This window comes from Umezawaea tangerina (assembly GCF_003002815.1).
GTDB classification, from domain to species: Bacteria; Actinomycetota; Actinomycetes; order Mycobacteriales; family Pseudonocardiaceae; genus Umezawaea; species Umezawaea tangerina.
This window is the reverse complement of the sequence record NZ_PVTF01000004.1, coordinates 89,749-105,400: the sequence shown is the minus strand read 5'-3', so window position 1 is coordinate 105,400 and position 15,652 is coordinate 89,749. Positions and strand designations below refer to the sequence as shown.

The 15,652-nt window shown below is 71.4% G+C and carries 16 protein-coding genes and 1 pseudogene; 6 read left to right on the top strand and 11 right to left on the bottom strand.

Going from position 1 to position 15,652, the window contains the following annotated elements:
* Positions 1 to 23: 23 nt before the first annotated feature.
* On the bottom strand, positions 24 to 548 hold the full coding sequence (locus CLV43_RS14520) for a YbaB/EbfC family nucleoid-associated protein (RefSeq protein WP_106187695.1): 525 nt from the start codon (positions 546 to 548) through the stop codon (positions 24 to 26).
* Between the two features lie 165 nt (positions 549 to 713).
* Positions 714 to 1,088 carry an FKBP-type peptidyl-prolyl cis-trans isomerase gene (locus CLV43_RS14515; protein WP_106187694.1) on the bottom strand — a complete coding sequence of 125 codons (375 nt, stop codon included), beginning with the start codon at positions 1,086 to 1,088 and terminating at the stop codon, positions 714 to 716.
* A gap of 159 nt (positions 1,089 to 1,247) precedes the next feature.
* Between CLV43_RS14515 and CLV43_RS14510 the strand changes: the two genes are divergently transcribed.
* Positions 1,248 to 2,063, top strand: coding sequence for a S1 family peptidase (locus CLV43_RS14510; RefSeq protein ID WP_106188231.1), 816 nt, complete (start codon positions 1,248 to 1,250; stop codon positions 2,061 to 2,063).
* Between the two features lie 91 nt (positions 2,064 to 2,154).
* Positions 2,155 to 4,017 (top strand): beta-propeller domain-containing protein, encoded by a 1,863-nt coding sequence (locus CLV43_RS14505; protein WP_170155842.1) that lies wholly within the window; start codon positions 2,155 to 2,157, stop codon positions 4,015 to 4,017.
* Here CLV43_RS14505 and CLV43_RS14500 read toward each other — a convergent pair.
* The 4 genes from CLV43_RS14500 to CLV43_RS14485 all read right to left on the bottom strand — a co-directional run bounded on the left by CLV43_RS14500 (position 3,990) and on the right by CLV43_RS14485 (position 6,791).
* On the bottom strand, positions 3,990 to 4,793 hold the full coding sequence (locus CLV43_RS14500; RefSeq protein ID WP_342749772.1) for an EI24 domain-containing protein: 804 nt from the start codon (positions 4,791 to 4,793) through the stop codon (positions 3,990 to 3,992). The two genes, CLV43_RS14505 and CLV43_RS14500, sit on opposite strands and share 28 nt — an antisense overlap.
* Before the next feature lie 193 nt (positions 4,794 to 4,986).
* Positions 4,987 to 5,772: a GNAT family N-acetyltransferase gene (locus tag CLV43_RS14495; protein ID WP_211304368.1), complete on the bottom strand. Its 786-nt coding sequence runs from the start codon at positions 5,770 to 5,772 to the stop codon at positions 4,987 to 4,989.
* Positions 5,773 to 5,821: 49 nt separating this feature from the next.
* Positions 5,822 to 6,589 carry a methyltransferase domain-containing protein gene (locus CLV43_RS14490; RefSeq protein WP_106187691.1) on the bottom strand — a complete coding sequence of 256 codons (768 nt, stop codon included), beginning with the start codon at positions 6,587 to 6,589 and terminating at the stop codon, positions 5,822 to 5,824.
* A gap of 16 nt (positions 6,590 to 6,605) precedes the next feature.
* On the bottom strand, positions 6,606 to 6,791 hold the full coding sequence (locus tag CLV43_RS14485; protein ID WP_106187690.1) for a hypothetical protein: 186 nt from the start codon (positions 6,789 to 6,791) through the stop codon (positions 6,606 to 6,608).
* 234 nt (positions 6,792 to 7,025) lie between these two features.
* Here CLV43_RS14485 and CLV43_RS14480 point away from each other — a divergent pair, with 234 nt between their 5' ends.
* The gene (locus CLV43_RS14480; RefSeq protein WP_106188229.1) at positions 7,026 to 7,250 is read left to right on the top strand and encodes a hypothetical protein; all 225 of its coding nucleotides are present in this window, start codon (positions 7,026 to 7,028) and stop codon (positions 7,248 to 7,250) included.
* Between the two features lie 882 nt (positions 7,251 to 8,132).
* Here CLV43_RS14480 and CLV43_RS14475 read toward each other — a convergent pair.
* The 4 genes and pseudogenes from CLV43_RS14475 to CLV43_RS14460 form a co-directional block, all read right to left on the bottom strand.
* The gene (locus CLV43_RS14475; protein WP_106187689.1) at positions 8,133 to 8,612 is read right to left on the bottom strand and encodes an SRPBCC domain-containing protein; all 480 of its coding nucleotides are present in this window, start codon (positions 8,610 to 8,612) and stop codon (positions 8,133 to 8,135) included.
* A pseudogene (locus tag CLV43_RS14470) lies at positions 8,608 to 8,928 on the bottom strand (ArsR/SmtB family transcription factor); the annotation flags it as partial. The gene CLV43_RS14475 and the pseudogene CLV43_RS14470, both read right to left, overlap by 5 nt.
* Before the next feature lie 94 nt (positions 8,929 to 9,022).
* Positions 9,023 to 10,192: an endonuclease gene (locus tag CLV43_RS14465; RefSeq protein WP_106187688.1), complete on the bottom strand. Its 1,170-nt coding sequence runs from the start codon at positions 10,190 to 10,192 to the stop codon at positions 9,023 to 9,025.
* A 148-nt stretch (positions 10,193 to 10,340) separates the two neighbouring features.
* A complete protein-coding gene (locus tag CLV43_RS14460; protein ID WP_106187687.1) occupies positions 10,341 to 11,837 on the bottom strand; it encodes a glycosyltransferase family 39 protein in 1,497 nt (498 codons plus the stop codon).
* Between the two features lie 271 nt (positions 11,838 to 12,108).
* On the opposite strand from CLV43_RS14460, the gene CLV43_RS14455 reads away from it, so the two are divergent.
* Complete coding sequence (locus tag CLV43_RS14455) at positions 12,109 to 12,609, top strand: DUF309 domain-containing protein (protein ID WP_211304389.1); 501 nt, start codon at positions 12,109 to 12,111, stop codon at positions 12,607 to 12,609.
* 72 nt (positions 12,610 to 12,681) lie between these two features.
* A complete protein-coding gene (locus CLV43_RS14450) occupies positions 12,682 to 13,206 on the top strand; it encodes a hypothetical protein (RefSeq protein WP_106187686.1) in 525 nt (174 codons plus the stop codon).
* 201 nt (positions 13,207 to 13,407) lie between these two features.
* Here the strand turns inward: CLV43_RS14450 and ahcY are convergent, their stop codons facing one another.
* Positions 13,408 to 14,868 carry an adenosylhomocysteinase gene (gene ahcY, locus CLV43_RS14445; protein ID WP_106187685.1) on the bottom strand — a complete coding sequence of 487 codons (1,461 nt, stop codon included), beginning with the start codon at positions 14,866 to 14,868 and terminating at the stop codon, positions 13,408 to 13,410.
* Between the two features lie 156 nt (positions 14,869 to 15,024).
* Between ahcY and CLV43_RS14440 the strand changes: the two genes are divergently transcribed.
* Positions 15,025 to 15,492, top strand: a complete 468-nt coding sequence (locus tag CLV43_RS14440; protein WP_106187684.1) for an NUDIX hydrolase — start codon at positions 15,025 to 15,027, stop codon at positions 15,490 to 15,492.
* The last annotated feature ends 160 nt before the right edge of the window (positions 15,493 to 15,652 follow it).

Below are 15,652 nucleotides of genomic sequence, written 5' to 3'. Positions count from 1 at the left end.
GCCGACCCCCTAGCCGTTCTCGATCAGGACAGGTATGAACCGCCGTCGAAGTCGTCGTCGTCCGCGGGGCGCCGCTGGGGGCGCTGCGGACGTGGTGCCGGTGGCGGTTGCGGTGCGTTGTGGTCGTCCTCGATGCCGAACCGGAGCTCCTCGTTCACCGACGGCGGCGGTTCCTCGGCCGGTGCGGCGGGGAAGTTCTTGCGCGCCTCGGCGAAGAGCGCGTTCGCCGTCTCGTCCTGGGTGCCGATGGTCTCGGCCATCACCTGCTGCAGCAGCTCGGGGATCCGCGACTGCGCGCGTTGCAGGCACCGCATGATCTCGGCCGACACCTCGGACATCCGCTTCTCCCGCGCGGGTTCCGCGATGTCCACAGAGGACAGGATGCCGTTGGACCCGATGGTCAGCCTGATCAGGCCGTCCCTGGACGTCTCCGTGATCGTCAGGCCCTGCACGCGTTCGGCCATGCTCTGGTAGCGCGCGGCCTTCTGCTGGATCGACTGCTCCCACTGCGCGAGCATCCGCTCCGATCCCCCGATGTCGTCCGGCACGCCGGCATCCCCCCTCGAAGCCCTCCCGAGCACTCCCGTCCAGGATGACGCACTCCGGAACGCACTGGTTCCGGTCGGTACCCAAATACGCCGAATGGCTGACGGACGACGGCGGCCCGCCGCGCTCCGAGGAGCAGGGCGGGCCGCCGTCGGACGGATCGCGGACTAGTTCACCGCGAGCAGGTCCACCACGAAGATCAGGGTCTCACCGGGCTTGATGGCGGCACCGGCGCCGCGGTCGCCGTAGGCGAGGTGCGGCGGGATGACCAGCTGGCGACGGCCGCCGACCTTCATGCCCGCGACGCCCTTGTCCCAGCCCGCGATGACGCGGCCGCCGCCGAGCGGGAAGCGGAACGGGTCGTTGCGGCTCCACGAGGAGTCGAACTCCTCGCCGGTGGTGAACGAGACGCCGACGTAGTGCACGGTGACGGCCTGGCCCGGCGTGGCTTCGGGCCCGTCGCCGACCGAGAGGTCGTTGATGACCAGGTCGGCGGGCGGCGGGCCCTCGACCAGGTCGACTTCGGGCTTCTGCGTGGCCATGCGGGTCCTCCTCGGATCGGGATGGGTCTGCCGGCGAGTCAATCATGTCCGCGACGGCGCTGCCGAATGGCCTACGTCGAGTGGAGCTTGTGGCCGCTGTAGTCGGTCTGTTGCTCTGTGTGCACCCCGATTGGGGCCTACGACACCGAGGAGATGATCATGGCGGCAACCCTGCACCGCCTGCGGTCGTGGCTTGGCGCGCTCGTGGTGGCGATCCTGCTCCCACTGGCGGGCTTCAGCGTGGCAACGGCGGCACCGGCACCTCCGTCGGCCGACGGCGAGGTCGGCACCCAGATCGTCGGCGGCACCCGCGCCAGCACGAGCACGTACCCGTGGGTGGTCTACCTGGCCACCAGCAGCGGGTTCCAGTACTGCGGCGGCACCCTGGTCGCGGCCAACAAGGTCGTCACCGCGGCGCACTGCACCGTCGGCGACTCGGCCTCCGCGGTCCGCGTGGTCGCCGGTCGTGACGACAAGAACTCCACCGCGGGCGTCGTCGCCCGCGTCACCAAGATCTGGATCCACCCGAGCTACGTCGACGCCACCCAGGGCAACGACGTCTCGGTGCTGACCCTGGACCGCAACCTCACCCAGGCGACGCTGCCGATCGCGACCAGCTCCGACACCGGGCTGTACGCGGCGGGCACCTCCAGCACGATCCTCGGCTGGGGCACCACGTCCTCGGGCGGCTCGGCGTCGCGCTACCTGCTCAAGGCGACCGTGCCGCTGACCAGCAACGCCACCTGCTCCTCGGCGTACGGCTCGGACTTCAAGGCCGCGCACATGGTCTGCGCCGCGTACCCCCAGGGCGGCACGGACACCTGCCAGGGCGACTCGGGCGGTCCGCTGGTCGCGGGCGGCAAGCTGATCGGCATCACCTCGTGGGGCGAGGGCTGCGCGCTGGCGGGCTACCCCGGCGTCTACACCAGGGTCTCCAACTTCGCGACCCTGATCACGCAGCAGATCAACTCCTAAGCACCGCAGGGGAATGCCGGGGGACCCACGGGTCTCCCGGCATTTCCGCTTTCCTTGCAACGCGCCGCGCCCCGGCTTGCGTCCTGGGTCCATGAAGCGGCCGGGAGTGGTGTTGGCGGGGATCGTCGTCGTGGGGCTGTGCGCGGGTTCCGCGCCCGCCGTCCTGGACGGGTGGGCACCGGACCCGGTGCCGCCCGTGGGCACCGCCGGACCGGTGGAGCTGGTCGCCTTCGACTCGTGCGACGAGGTGCTGTCGCGGTTCAGAGCGGCGGCGAAGGGCGACCTCGACCGGCTCTCGCGCCAGTGGGTGCCCGTCGACGGCGACGTCGCCGTCGAGTCCAAGGCCGAGGCCGGGACCTCGTTCGACAGCAGGACCGCGGCCGTGCCGGGCACGGCGGAGCACTCCACGACGAACGTGCAGGAGAACGGGGTCGACGAGCCCGACCTGGTCAAGACCGACGGCAAGCGGGTCGTGTCGGTCGCCGACGGCGTGCTGCGGGTGGTCGACGTGGCGTCCCGCCGGGTCACCGGGACGCTCGACCTGGCGAACAGCTCGGCGTCCCAGCTGCTGCTCAGCGGCGACCGGGCCCTGGTCGTGACGACGGAGGTCGCCGCCGGGATCCCGGTGCCGCCCGACGAGTTCGCGCCGCGGACCGGGTCGAGGCTGGTCCTGGTCGACCTCTCCGGACCGCCGAAGGCGCTGGGGGCGCTGACGGTCGACGGCACCTACCTGGACGCCCGCCAGATCGGTGGGGTGGCCAGGGTCGTGGTCAGCTCGACGCCGCGCCCGGCGTTCGTGTACCCGCAGGACGGCTGGTCGGTCGCCCAGACCCGGCTGGAGAACGAGAAGGTCGTCGACGCCGCACCGATCTCGACCTGGCTGCCGCACTACGAGCTGTCCACGCCGACCTCGCGCCGCGACGGCACCCTCGTCGACTGCTCGCGGGTCAGCTTCCCCGAGCAGCCCACGTCGGCGTCGCTGCTGACCGTCCTCACGCTGGACCTCTCGGCCGCGCTCGGCACCGGCGACCCGGTGTCCGTCGTCGCCGCGGGCGACACCGTCTACGGCACGGCGTCGAACCTCTACGTCGCCGACCAGCACCAGGTCTTCACCACCGGCCGGGGCCGGATCGCCCCGTCCGGGACGACCTCGGTCCACCAGTTCGACATCTCCCGGCCCGGTCCGCCGCGGCACGTCGCCTCCGGTGTGGTGGACGGCCTGCCGCTCAACAAGTACTCGTTCTCCGAGTACGCTGGGCACCTGCGGATCGCCACGACGGGCAGCACGGCGCAGAACGCCCAGCAGAGCTCGGTGATCGTGCTGGAACGGCGGGGCGACGCGCTCGTGCAGACCGGTCGGGTCGACGGACTCGGTGTGGGGGAGCGGATCCACAGCGTCCGGTTCCTCGGCGCGGTCGGCTACGTGGTCACGTTCCGGCAGACCGACCCGCTCTACACCCTCGACCTGGCCGACCCGGCGAAGCCGCGCGTGGTGGGCGAGCTGAAGATCAACGGCTACTCGGCCTACCTGCACCCGGCCGGTGACGGCAGGCTGATCGGCGTCGGCCAGGACGCGAACGACCGGGGCCGGGTCTCCGGCACGCAGGTGTCGCTGTTCGACGTGCGCGACCTCGCGAGGCCGGAACGCCTTGCCCAGTACCAGGTTCCGGGCGGCACCTCGGAGGCCGAGTACGACCCGCACGCGTTCCTCTACTGGCCCGCGGACGGCCTGCTCGTGCTGCCGGTCACCGACCGCGCCGACGGCACCGGCGGCTCGCTCGTGCTCCGCCTGTCCGGCAACGGGTTCGACGAGGTCGGCCGGGTCGTGCACCCGACCGGCACGATCCGCCGCGCACTGGTGATCGGCGACGACCTGTGGACCGTGTCGGAGGGGGGTGCGCTGGTCAGCAGCGGTGACCGGGCGGCTCAGCTCGCCTGGGTGCCGTTCGGGTAGGGGCGGTGGGCCGGGACCTGGTCGCGTCCGGTGAGCAGGCGGTGCGCGAGGACCGTGCCGCCCGCCATCGCCGCGGGCATGACCACGATGGCCGCCAACGGGATCAGGCACAGCAGGTACGACGGCACGGCGAAGCCCAGCGCGAGCGCCCGCTTGCTCCGCAGCACCGCGCGGCGCTCCTTGAGGGACTTGCCGCGGCGGGTGAACGGGATGCCGGTCAGCTCGATGCCGAGCAGCCAGCCGTTGACGAACACCGCGACCACCGGCACGACGGTCTGCCCGACGACGGGGATGAACCCGGCCGCGAACAGCGGGATCGCGAACAGCACCGCCAGCCCGATCAGCAGCACGGCGTCGCGCACGCCGTTGAGCGCGGACCGCCACCACGGCACCTGCTCGGCGTCCGGCACACCGCCCAGCTCCTCGTCCTCGATCGTCTCGGCGATGTGCTCGTAGAACGGGCCGCCGATGACGATCGTGACCGCGGTGAACGCGAGCAGCCCGATCGCCAGGTACGCGCCGATGAACGAGATGCCCGCCGCGAACCGGGTCACGGTCCGCACCGACTCGCTCCAGTCGTCCGCGAACGGCGTCGCCCAGGTGGCGATGGCGTCGATGTTCAGCGCCAGCAGCACGAAGCTGCCGATGAGCAGCGCCGAGCTGAGCACCGCCGGGATCGCCCCGATGAGCAGCAGCTTCGGCGACCGGAACACCAGCCCGAAGCCCTTCGCGAGCAGCCCGACACCCGTGGAGAAGTCCTTCAGCACCCTGATCACGGCCGCAGCCTAATCGGGTCGGCGCGGGCGTTCCCGCAAGGCGTCCGGGAACCCGGTCCCCCGCGGGTCGTGGTCGACGCCGCCACCGCTCGGGAATCCCTTCCCGGTCAGGGACTTCGCGGTCCTCGTCCGCCTGCTCGGTGCGGGGTTGCGCCGGCGGTGGGCCACGGGCGGGGCCGACCCGCCGAGGCGGCTACTCGGTCTCCGCGATGCAGGCGGTGCCGACGCGGCGGAAGCCGACCCGCTCGTAGACCCGCGCGATCTCCTCGCTGCCCGCGGACAGGAAGACCCGCGCGACGCCGTTGTCCAGGGCGTCCTGGGCCAGGGCGGCGGTGATCGCGGCGCCGAGGCCGCGGCGGCGGGCCGAGGGGAGGGTGCCGACGCCGACGACCTCGGCGACGTCCCCGGCCCGCTGGGTCATGCCGGTGGCCACCGGACCGTGGTCGGGGATCTCGGCCAGCGCGTAGCGGAACTTGGGCACGTGCACGGGGGTGACGGTCGGCAGGAGCGTGTCGCGGTCCCGCGGGCCCGTCTCGCCGGTCGCGGTGCCGGGCGCGGAGAACGAGAGCTGGGCGATCGTCCTGACCATGGCGACGTCGTGGAGGAAGCCGGGCGCCTCCGGGTCCAGGACGCGCACCCGCGCGTCGACCTCGGGCACGCGGACCGGCCCGTCCAGCACCAGCAGGGGCGCCCGCAGCACGGTGAACCCGGCCTGCTCCACCACGTCGAGCATCCCCGGCGTGGTCTCGTGGACCCACTCGAACGCCTGGGAGACGCCGAGGTCGCGCTGCCGCTCCCGCACCACCCGCACGTCCACCGCGGTCGGCTCGCCACCGGGGAACGTCGGCCGGGCGTAGTACGGGAACCCCTCGCCGTCCCGGACGAACAGCGTCAGTCCGCCGTGGACCTCCGCTCGGGCGTCCAGGCGGGGGACCGCGTCGTAGAAGGACTCGAGCTCGGCGAGGAGAGGGAGGGGCACTCGGGGCAACGTACTGGGCGGGAGCCCGGACTGCCAGGGCTTGACCGGGTCAGCCGGTCGCCGCGAACAGGTAGCGGTTGAGGCTGAAGAAGTAGTCCGGGCCGAGCGCCCGCTGACCGGCCGCCCACGCGGTGGCCTCTTCGGCGGTGATGCCGTCGCGGCCCGGCACGAACTCCGCGACCAGCTCCAGCAGTCCCGCGCTGTAGGTGGTGGGGGAGTAGCCGACGTTGAGCAGGGGGACGACGCTCGTCCGCACGTCGCGGAAGCCCGCGGCGACCAGCGCCGCGGGCAGCTTGCGCGGTAAGCGGGCGTCGGCCAGGTGCTGCTCGAACGCGGTCAGCACCCGGTCGGTCAGCGCGTCGTCGGGCGAGCGCCAGACCAGGGAGTCCCAGTCGGTGTCGACCAGCACCAGCCGACCGCCGGACCGGAGCACCCTGCGCACCTCGGCCAGCGCGCCCGGCACGTCGGGCAGGTACTCGAAGACCTGAGTGGACACGACCGCGTCGAAAGTGCCGTCCTGGAAGGGAATTCGTTCGGCACCCGCCTGGCGGTACTCGACGGCGTGGCCTGATCGGTCCGCGGCGAGCGCGAGCATGCTGGGGGACGGGTCGATGCCGCACACCGCGCCGTCGGGGCCGACCTCCGCGGCCATCTCGACGGCGAGGAAGCCCGGCCCGCTGCCGAGGTCGAGCACCCGCTCGCCGTGGTGCAGGGACAGGGCTTCCCGGACGATCCGGCGCTGCCGCACCACGTCCGGTGCCAGGTAGGTGGCCTCGACGCGGCGCGAGGTCCGCTCGTCGAACTCCAACCCGCTCATCCGGACGCGGCCCGCGTCAGCGACGACGACGGCGGAAGCTGGGGCGGCGGACGGAGGTGCCGACCCCGGCCAGGTGCAGGGCGACGCACAGCAGGCCCGCGGTGATCAGCGTGCCGGGGTTGATGACCGATCCGATGGAGGCGTCGGCGAGGTCGAGCAGCAACGCCAGTCCGAAGATGACCGCTGCGACGATGGCGAGCATTGGGTGCCTCCTTGTGCGACAAGAACTTCTTGCCACGTCACTACCCGGCGGTGGAGGCCTTCAACCGGGCATTCGGCCCAACTTCGGGGTACGGGTCGTGGAACGCCCGGACGCCGGTCGACACGTGGCTCGGTGTTCGTCGTGCCGGTCCGCTTCACGTCGTCCGCGGCGGTTCGAGGTGTGCTCGCGGAAAATCGCTCGGTCCGGTGCGCGGTCGCGGTCCACACTCCTCGGATGCCACCACCACGGGGTTTCACCCACACCACCCGTCCCGACGGGACGGTCGTCGTCCTGCACCACGGCCGCGTCGCCGCCACCCTCCGCGGTGCCAGGGCCGCCGAGTTCCTCGCCGAGGTCGACGACGACCCGCAGGAGGTCATGGCCAGGTGGACCGGCAACTACCGGCACGGCAACGAGCGCACGGCCAAGAACCACCCCCGCAACGCCGATCGGCGCTGACACCCGAATGGCCCAACGGTCCCGTTACCCTTCTACCGCACCACCTTCGGGTGATCGCGGGTGCCCACTTGGTTACATCCGACACTGGGTGTGATCCGATTGGTGGATGAGCGAGTGTCCGAGTTGCCACGGCTCCGGAATCGCGATGGACAGGAGCATCTGTGGAACCTGCGGAGGGATCGGCCAAGTCCCGGCCCCCGTGCGACCTGTGCGGTGGAACGGGGGAGATGACCTGGTTGCAACCCGAACCGGAGGACGGGGGGTACGTGCTGCGGGAAGTGGGGCATCCGTGCACGAATGGCTGCTCGGGGTGGTGGAGGGTGCCGGCGGCGGAACGGGGTGACTCGGTGGGGTGGGCCGCTGAGGCGAATGTGGGGTTGGGGGAGCTGTGAGGGGGTCTGGGGCGCGGGGAATGTCGGACCCTGTGAGTACCTTGGGTTTCGGGGGGTTCTCACGTTGGGGGGACCTTGGGTTTCCGGAGCGCGAAGCCCGGCCCCCGGCGCGCGATTGTCTCAATGCCCCACCCCCGCTTGTCAAGACGATAAAGCCATCTTGACAAGCGGGGGTGGGGCAGGAGGGCGCTGTGTATCGGGGGCAGGGGTAGATCTGGCTTCGCCAGCATCAGGCTGCGCCTGACACCGCATCCTCGGCTGCGCCGTCGGACAGGGCATCCGCGCTTCGCGTCGGACCAGGCATCGGCTGGCGCCGACAGGGCCCCAGGCGCTCCGCGCCGGATGCGCGCTGGCGGGCTGCGCCCGACGACGGATCCTCGGCTTTGCCGTCGGACGCTGCATCCTCGCTTCGCGTCGGACAAGGTATCGGGCTTCGCCCGGCGGGGTCTGGCTGTCGTCGGGTCGGGTGTTGTGTGTTGTGGTTGGTGGGTTAGCTGGCGAAGGTCTTGCCGGTTTCCAGCAGGGTCTTCAGGTCGCTGATGATGTAGGTCCAGCCGCCGCCCGCGCCGGGGATGTCGCCCGCGACCTGGGCGGCTGCCATGGGGGCGCCTTCGAGTTCGTGGGTGACGGTGAGGCGGACCGCGCCGTACTCCTCGGTGATCTCCCAGGTGAGGCGGGTGAAGCCTTCGGCGGTGAGGTCGGGGCTGAAGTTGGCGCGCCAGGTTTGGACGAGCTTGTTGGGCGGGTCGGATTCGAGGACCTCGCCGTCGATGATGACGGGTGGGGCGCCGTGTTGGGTCATGGCCTCGTTGGCGAGGACGCGGTAGGTGCCGCCGGGGCGGAGGTCGTACTCGCTGGGGCAGCCGTAGCCGTACTGGGCGTTCCACTCAGGACTGGTGATCGCGTCCCAGACCGCCTGCGGGGTCGCCTTGATCCACACCCGGTGGACCTGGACGGTGCTCGTGCTCATGCGCTGCCTCCAACTGGGCCTTGAGGTCGGTGAGCGCCGAGACGCGGCGCTCGGTGTACTTGTCGATCCACCGGTCGTGGATCAGCCGGATCGGGACCGGGTTGAGGAAGTGGAGCTTCTCCCGGCCCGAGCGGCGGGTGACGACGAGCCCGGCGTCGGCGAGGACGCCGAGGTGCTTCATGACGCCGAACCTGGTCATCGCCAGCTCCGACTCCAACTCCGTGAGCGTGCGCCCGTCCCGCTCGAACAGCAGGTCGAGCAAGAACCTCCGGGTGGGGTCGGCGAGCGCTTTGAAGACGCGGTCGTCGTCGGTCACGAACCAAGGATAGGTGACCAAATGGTCACATGTAAAGACCTCGGACATGCTGAAGGGGGCCACCCGCTCGGGTGGCCCCCTTCGACGCTCCTGCTCAGCCCCAGATGGAGTCGACCCACTCGGGGTGGTCGATGAACGGGTTGCGGTTGTGCTGGAAGGTGTCGTAGATGACCTGGTTGCGCCGCTTCTCGAACGTGCTCGGCGGGTCCTGGGTGTTCCACTGCTTGAGCACCGACAGCTTGCCGATGTAGGGGTTCGTGCCGTTGCTGGTGCTGTTGTTGACCTCGAGGTCGGGGAAGCCGTCGCCGCCCTCGTAGCGGATGGCCATGTAGAAGATCATCCTGGCCACGTCGCCCTTGTCGGCGTTGCGCGGCTCCCACGAGTCGGCGTCGGTGTAGTTGCCGGGCGCCTCGGTGGACTGGGTGCCGCCGTTGTCGAAGTCCTTGTTGCCGCGGTCGGAGTTGACGGTCACGTCGGCCGGCCGCAGGTGGTGGATGTCCGTGCCGGGACCGGTCGCGGTGCCGAAGTCGCCGTGCGACTTGGCCCAGACGTGCTCGCGGTTCCAGTCGTCGGGGTTGCCGCCGTTGAGGCTCTTGGCCCGTGACGTGCCGGAGTACAGCAGGATCACGTTGTTCGAGTTGTTCGGGTCCTGGTCGGTCAGCTTGAGCGCGTCCCAGACCTGCTCGTAGGTGAGCTTGGTCTGCGTCCGGATGATCTGGTTCAACGACGTGCGCAGCGCCGTGCCGGACTTCCCGATCGCGGGCAGGTAGTACGTGCCGTCGTAGTCACCGGGCGTCCCGGTCGGCGGCGTGGTCGTCGGCGGGGTGGTGCCACCGCCGCCCGCCAGTGCGAACGCGGTCGGCGAGGTGAGGCCGGCGTGCGAGAAGTACGCGCCGAGCGGGCCGGTGACGTCGAGCTGCTTGCCCAGCAGGCTCGGGTTGGACTGCAACCCCCAGGCCGCCCGGAACGACGACGTGATCTGGACGTAGACCATCTTCGACGTGGCGGTCTCGCTCGCGGAGTCGGCGAGGGCGAGCGCGTAGTCGTTGGGGAAGCCCGACCGGATGACGGTGCTGGTCGCGGTGGGCTGGCCGACCACGTAGCCGCGGACGGTGGCCGAGGCCCCGGTCTGCTGGCCGATGGCCTGGGCGACGGTGATCGGTGTGGCGGCGGTGGCGGTGGGGACCTGGACGGCGACGGCGACGACCGTCGCCACGACGAACAGGCCCACCGCGCTCCACCGGGCGGCACGGGATCTCGGCATGGCGTGTCCTCTCCCGAGGGCGGCGCTCCCGTGGGCAGGGATCCACGGGCTACGCAGTGTGATTAAACGTCACACGATGGGATGAAGACTGCCATGAGAATCCGCGCCAGAGGATGAACGATACGGAGCAATCCGGTGTCGGACTGGCTCAGTCCAGGTGGCGGATACCGGGCCAAAGCGCCGCCCAGGACTCGCCGAGATCCGTGCAGAGCCACACCCGACCGCCCTGCTCCTTGTTCTTGACGCCCTGGTCGTTGTCCGTCGTCGCGACCTGCCGCACCCCTCCGCGGCACGCCCGCACGGCCCACGCGGGCGGGTCGGACTTCCCGCCGGGGCGCACGAGCAGCACCGTGGTCGCCGTCTCGGGTGGCGGTCCCCAGTCGGCGTAGCCGCGGTAGCCGCTGTACGCGGCGGGCAGCCCGAGCGCGGGCCCGTAGCGCTCCAGCGCGGCGGCCTCGCCGAAGTTCTCGGTCAGGACGACGGCGTGCTCGCGTTGACCAGGTGGCAATCCCCGGTGGACGCTCGCCACCGTCTCGGCCAGCTCCGGCCAGCCGAACTGCTCGGCCGTCAGCCCGTTGAGCTTGACCACCGGGATCGTCGACAGCCGGTCGAGCGGCACCACCGGCAGCGCCAGCGGCACGACGAACGCCGCGGACCCCACCAGCGCCGTGCCGACGGCCACGCGGCGTCCGGTCGCGCCGCGCTCCAGCCACCCGTCGACGGCCAGACCACCCGCAGCCAGCAGTGCCGAGTAGGCGCCGAACAGGTACAGCGCCGAGCCGCCCGCAGCGATGAACGCCGCGGCCAGCAGCAGGTAGGCGACGCCGAGGAAGCGCGACGCGGGCGTGCGCAGCAGCCGGACCAGCCCGGCGATCCACAGCGGGGCCAGGAACGGGCTGACGTAGACCAGCTGCAGCGGCACGAAGGCCAGGCGGGCGCCGTTGCCGCCGCGTTCGCTGATCAGCTGCGCCATGTCCAGCTGCGGCCACCCGTGCTGGGCCTGCCACCACAGGTTCGGCGCCCACATCACCAGCGCCACCAGCACCCCGGCGGCGAACCACGGGCTGCGCAGCAGACCACGCGGTCCCGCCACGGCGAGACCGAGCACCAGGGCGACCGCGACCGCCGCGATCTGGTACTTGTTCAGCAGCCCCACCCCGAGCACCGCGCCCGCGACCGCCAGCAGCCGCTCGTCACCGGTCCGCAGCACCCGCACGACCAGCCACGTCAACGCCGCCGACAGGCAGATGTCGACCGTCGTGGTGTGCATCATGTGACCGGGCACCAGCACCAGCCCGGACACCGCGGCGCCGGTCGCCGCGACCAGCTGCGCCCGCGGCCGTCCGCCCATCTCGCGGGCGGTCAGGCCGACGAACAGCACCGTCAGCCCCGCGGCGATCGCGGCCGGTACCCGCAGCGCCACCAGGGAGTCGGGCGCGACGAGGTCCATCAGCCTCGCCAGCAGCGGCGTGAGCGGCGGCTGGTCCGGATACCCCCACGCCAGGTGGCGGCCCGCCGCCACGAAGTACAGCTCGTCACCGTGGTAGCCGTACCCGCCCGCGAACGCCACCAGGACGACGCCGACCAGTGCCGCCACGCCGTACACCAGCCGCGACCGCGGTGGTGCCTCGACAACCGTGCTCATGATCTTTCCCCCAAGTCCGTGTGCCTTGAGAACGTAGGGAGCGCGGCCGGTGCCGACGAGGGGGCGAGCACCCCGACGGGGGTGGGGGCAGCACCCGGATCTCCGGTGGGCGACGGCGGTTCCGGGGACGTGGCAGGATCGGGGTGTGGATGCGGAGCAAGGGGACCCGGCCTGCTGGTTGGACGCCGTCTGCCCGGAGTGCGGCCGGATCCGGGAACGTCCGGGCTCGACCGCGTGCGAGCACTGCGGCTTCGCCCCCGACGCGCCGAAGCTGGTAGCGGGCCCGGCGACGTCGGCCGTGCGCGACCGCGACCAGGAGGGGCGGGCCCGCAACGCCCGGCCGCGCGACGGCCTCGGCCGTCCGCTGCCCTACGGCGTGCCGGGTGTCGAACGCCAGCCCGAGGGCGTGCCGAGGACACCGGACGAGTCCCTGGTGGAGGCGCAGCGCCTGCTGGACGCGGGGATGCCGTTCCACGCGCACGAGGTGCTCGAGGACGCGTGGAAGATGTCGGACGGGCCGGAGCGCGAGCTGTGGCGGGGGATGGCGCAGCTGGCCGTCGGCCTGACCCACGCCGCGCGCGGCAACACGACCGGCGGGGCCGCGCTGCTCCGGCGCGGGGCGCGCAACATCGCCCCGTACCTGGACGCGCCGCCGCACGGCATCGACATCGCGGGCCTCGGCGACTGGGCGGCGGCGCTGGCGACCACGTTGGACACCGCGTCGGGCGAGGTGCCGCTGGCGGCCAACACGCCCCGGCTCGTGCGGCGCTGAGCACGCGGGAACCGACGGCCGCGGCGTGCGTCCTACCTGGTGACAGGGGTGCGGCGCGACGATGGGAGTGGCATGGCCGGAGTCAGGGGCTCGGGGTTCGCGGTCGTCGGCGTGCTGCTGGCCGTCCTGCTGGGAGGGTGCTCCGCGGTCGTCGCCGGGAGCGGTAGCGGTTCGGGGGACCGGCCGGGCACCACCACCACGCGCCCGACCACCACCACCACCACCACCACCACCACCACCGCGCCGACGACCACCGTCGTCACGACCACCGCGCGTCCGACCACGACCGCGCCGACGCCACCACCGACGTCCGTGGACGAGAGCGCCCCGGCCCAGTACTGCGACCGCCCGTTCACCGGCGCGCTCGGCAAGGAGATGCTCGCCGTCGTCGTCGAGACCCCGGCGGGCAGGCTGGACTGCGACAAGGCCGCTGCCGTCCTGGTCGACTACTACGCGCAGCGCTCCGAGCCGAAGACCGGGCTGCCGCCGCTGGCCATCGGACCGTTGTCCTGCAACCAGATCCCGGAGGGCGCGCTGCCCCAGGTCGTCTGCGCGGACGGCGACAACCTCATCTACTCGATGTGGCAGCAGCGGTGACTAGGGCGTGTATCGAAGTCCGTGTTCGCGGTAGCCGGGCCTGAGGCGGCCCCTGGGGGCACGGCCGACTGGCCCGCATACAACAGCGGTATGCGGGCCAGTCGGCCGCACCGCCAGGAACCACCTCAGGCGCGACTCCCATCGAACGAGACTTCGATACACGCCCTAGGGGGCGGGCGGCGCACCGCCCGCCCCGGCCGGTCAGTAGCGGTAGTGGTCGGCCTTGAACGGGCCTTCGACCTCGACGCCGATGTACTCGGCCTGCTTGGGCGTGAGCTTGGTCAGCTTCACGCCGAGCGCGTCGAGGTGCAGCCGGGCGACCTTCTCGTCCAGGTGCTTGGGCAGCACGTAGACCTGCCGGTCGTACTCGTCCGGCTTCGTGAACAGCTCGATCTGCGCCATCGTCTGGTTGGTGAACGAGTTCGACATGACGAAGCTCGGGTGCCCGGTGGCGTTGCCCAGGTTCATCAGCCTGCCCTCGGACAGCACGATGACCGAGTGCCCGTCCGGGAAGCGCCACTCGTGGACCTGCGGCTTGATCTCGACCTTCTTGATGCCGGGCACCTTCGCGAGCCCGGCCATGTCGATCTCGTTGTCGAAGTGGCCGACGTTGCCGACGATGGCGTTGTGCTTCATCCGCGCCATGTCCGCGGCCATGACGATGTCGAGGTTGCCGGTCGTGGTGATGAAGATGTCGCCCTTCTCGACGACGTCCTCCAGCGCCACCACGTCCAGGCCCTCCATGGAGGCCTGCAACGCGCAGATCGGGTCGATCTCGGTCACCACGACCCGCGCGCCCTGACCGCGCAACGACTCCGCCGCGCCCTTGCCGACGTCGCCGTACCCGCAGATCACCGCGAGCTTGCCCGCGATCATCACGTCCGTCCCGCGGTTCAGACCGTCCACAAGGGAGTGCCGGATGCCGTACTTGTTGTCGAACTTGGACTTCGTGACGGAGTCGTTGACGTTGATCGCCGGGAACAGCAGCGTCCCGTCGGCGGCCAGCTTGTAGAGCCGCTTGACGCCGTTCGTCGTCTCCTCGGTCACGCCCTTGATCCCGGCCGCGATCCGGGTGAAGCGGCCCGCGTCCTCGGTCAGCGACCTCGCCAGCGTCGCCAGGACGATCCGGTACTCCTCGGGGTCGTCGTCGGTCGGCGCGGGCACCGCGCCCGCCGCCTCGAACTCGACTCCCTTGTGCACCAGCATGGTCGCGTCGCCACCGTCGTCGACCACCATGTTCGGCCCGAGCCCGTCCGCGAACTGGAACAGCTGGTCCGTGCACCACCAGTAGTCCTCCAGCGTCTCGCCCTTCCAGGCGAACACCGGCGTGCCGGTCGGCTCCTCGGGTGTCCCGTCGGGACCCACCACCACGGCCGCCGCGGCCTCGTCCTGCGTGGAGAACACGTTGCACGACACCCAGCGCACCTCCGCGCCCAACGCCACCAGCGTCTCGATCAGCACCGCGGTCTGCACCGTCATGTGCAGCGACCCGGCGACCCGCGCGCCCTTGAGCGGCTGCGACTCCGCGAACTCCCGGCGCGTCGCCATCAGACCGGGCATCTCCTGCTCGGCCAACCGCATCTGGTGCCGACCGGACTCCGCCAGCGACAGGTCCGCGACCGCGAACTCGATCCCGTTGACCTTCTGCAGCTTGGAACTCACAACCCACCAGCCTCCTGTGTCAGGAGGCGCCCTTGGGGGTGGAGTCGCGAGCCGAGCGTGGCGGGTCTTCCCCGTCGCAGCGCCTCTCGACTCCTTTCCAGCATGGCAAGCCCTCCGCCGCGTTGTCAACGCGGGGCGGTTGGCACAATCGGGTGCATGGCGGCGAAGCGCAGTGCCGGGATCCTGTTGTTCCGCGACACCGAGAACGGCACGGAAGTGCTGCTGGGTCACATGGGCGGCCCCTTCTGGGCGCGCAAGGACGACCACGCCTGGTCCCTTGTCAAAGGCGAGCACCTCGACGACGAGGAACCCCAGGACGCCGCCCGCCGCGAGTTCCAGGAGGAGCTGGGACTGCCCGCACCGGACGGCGACCTGCTGGAGCTGGGCGAGGTCAAGCAGTCCGGCGGCAAGGTCGTCACGGCCTGGGCGCTCCGCGGCGACCTCGACCCGGCCGACGTGGTGCCCGGCACGTTCGAGCTGGAGTGGCCGCCGAAGTCGGGACAGCTCAAGGAGTTCCCGGAGCTGGACCGGGTCGGGTGGTTCGACCTGGAGACGGCCAGGACCAAGATCGTGAAGGGCCAGGCCGCGTTCCTGGACCGACTGGCGGCCCTGCCGGAGGGCTGAGGTCAGGCCGCCGCCCCCCAGGCTGACGTGGCGGATGTGGTGCGAGGTGGCCATCGCGATCCACTGCCGGACGACCCCGCTTCACCGGTGCCGCGCCCGCAGCTCTCCAGGCGCTCGTCACCCCACGAGCAGTCGGGACCCGCGAAGTCCGGCCGGTCGT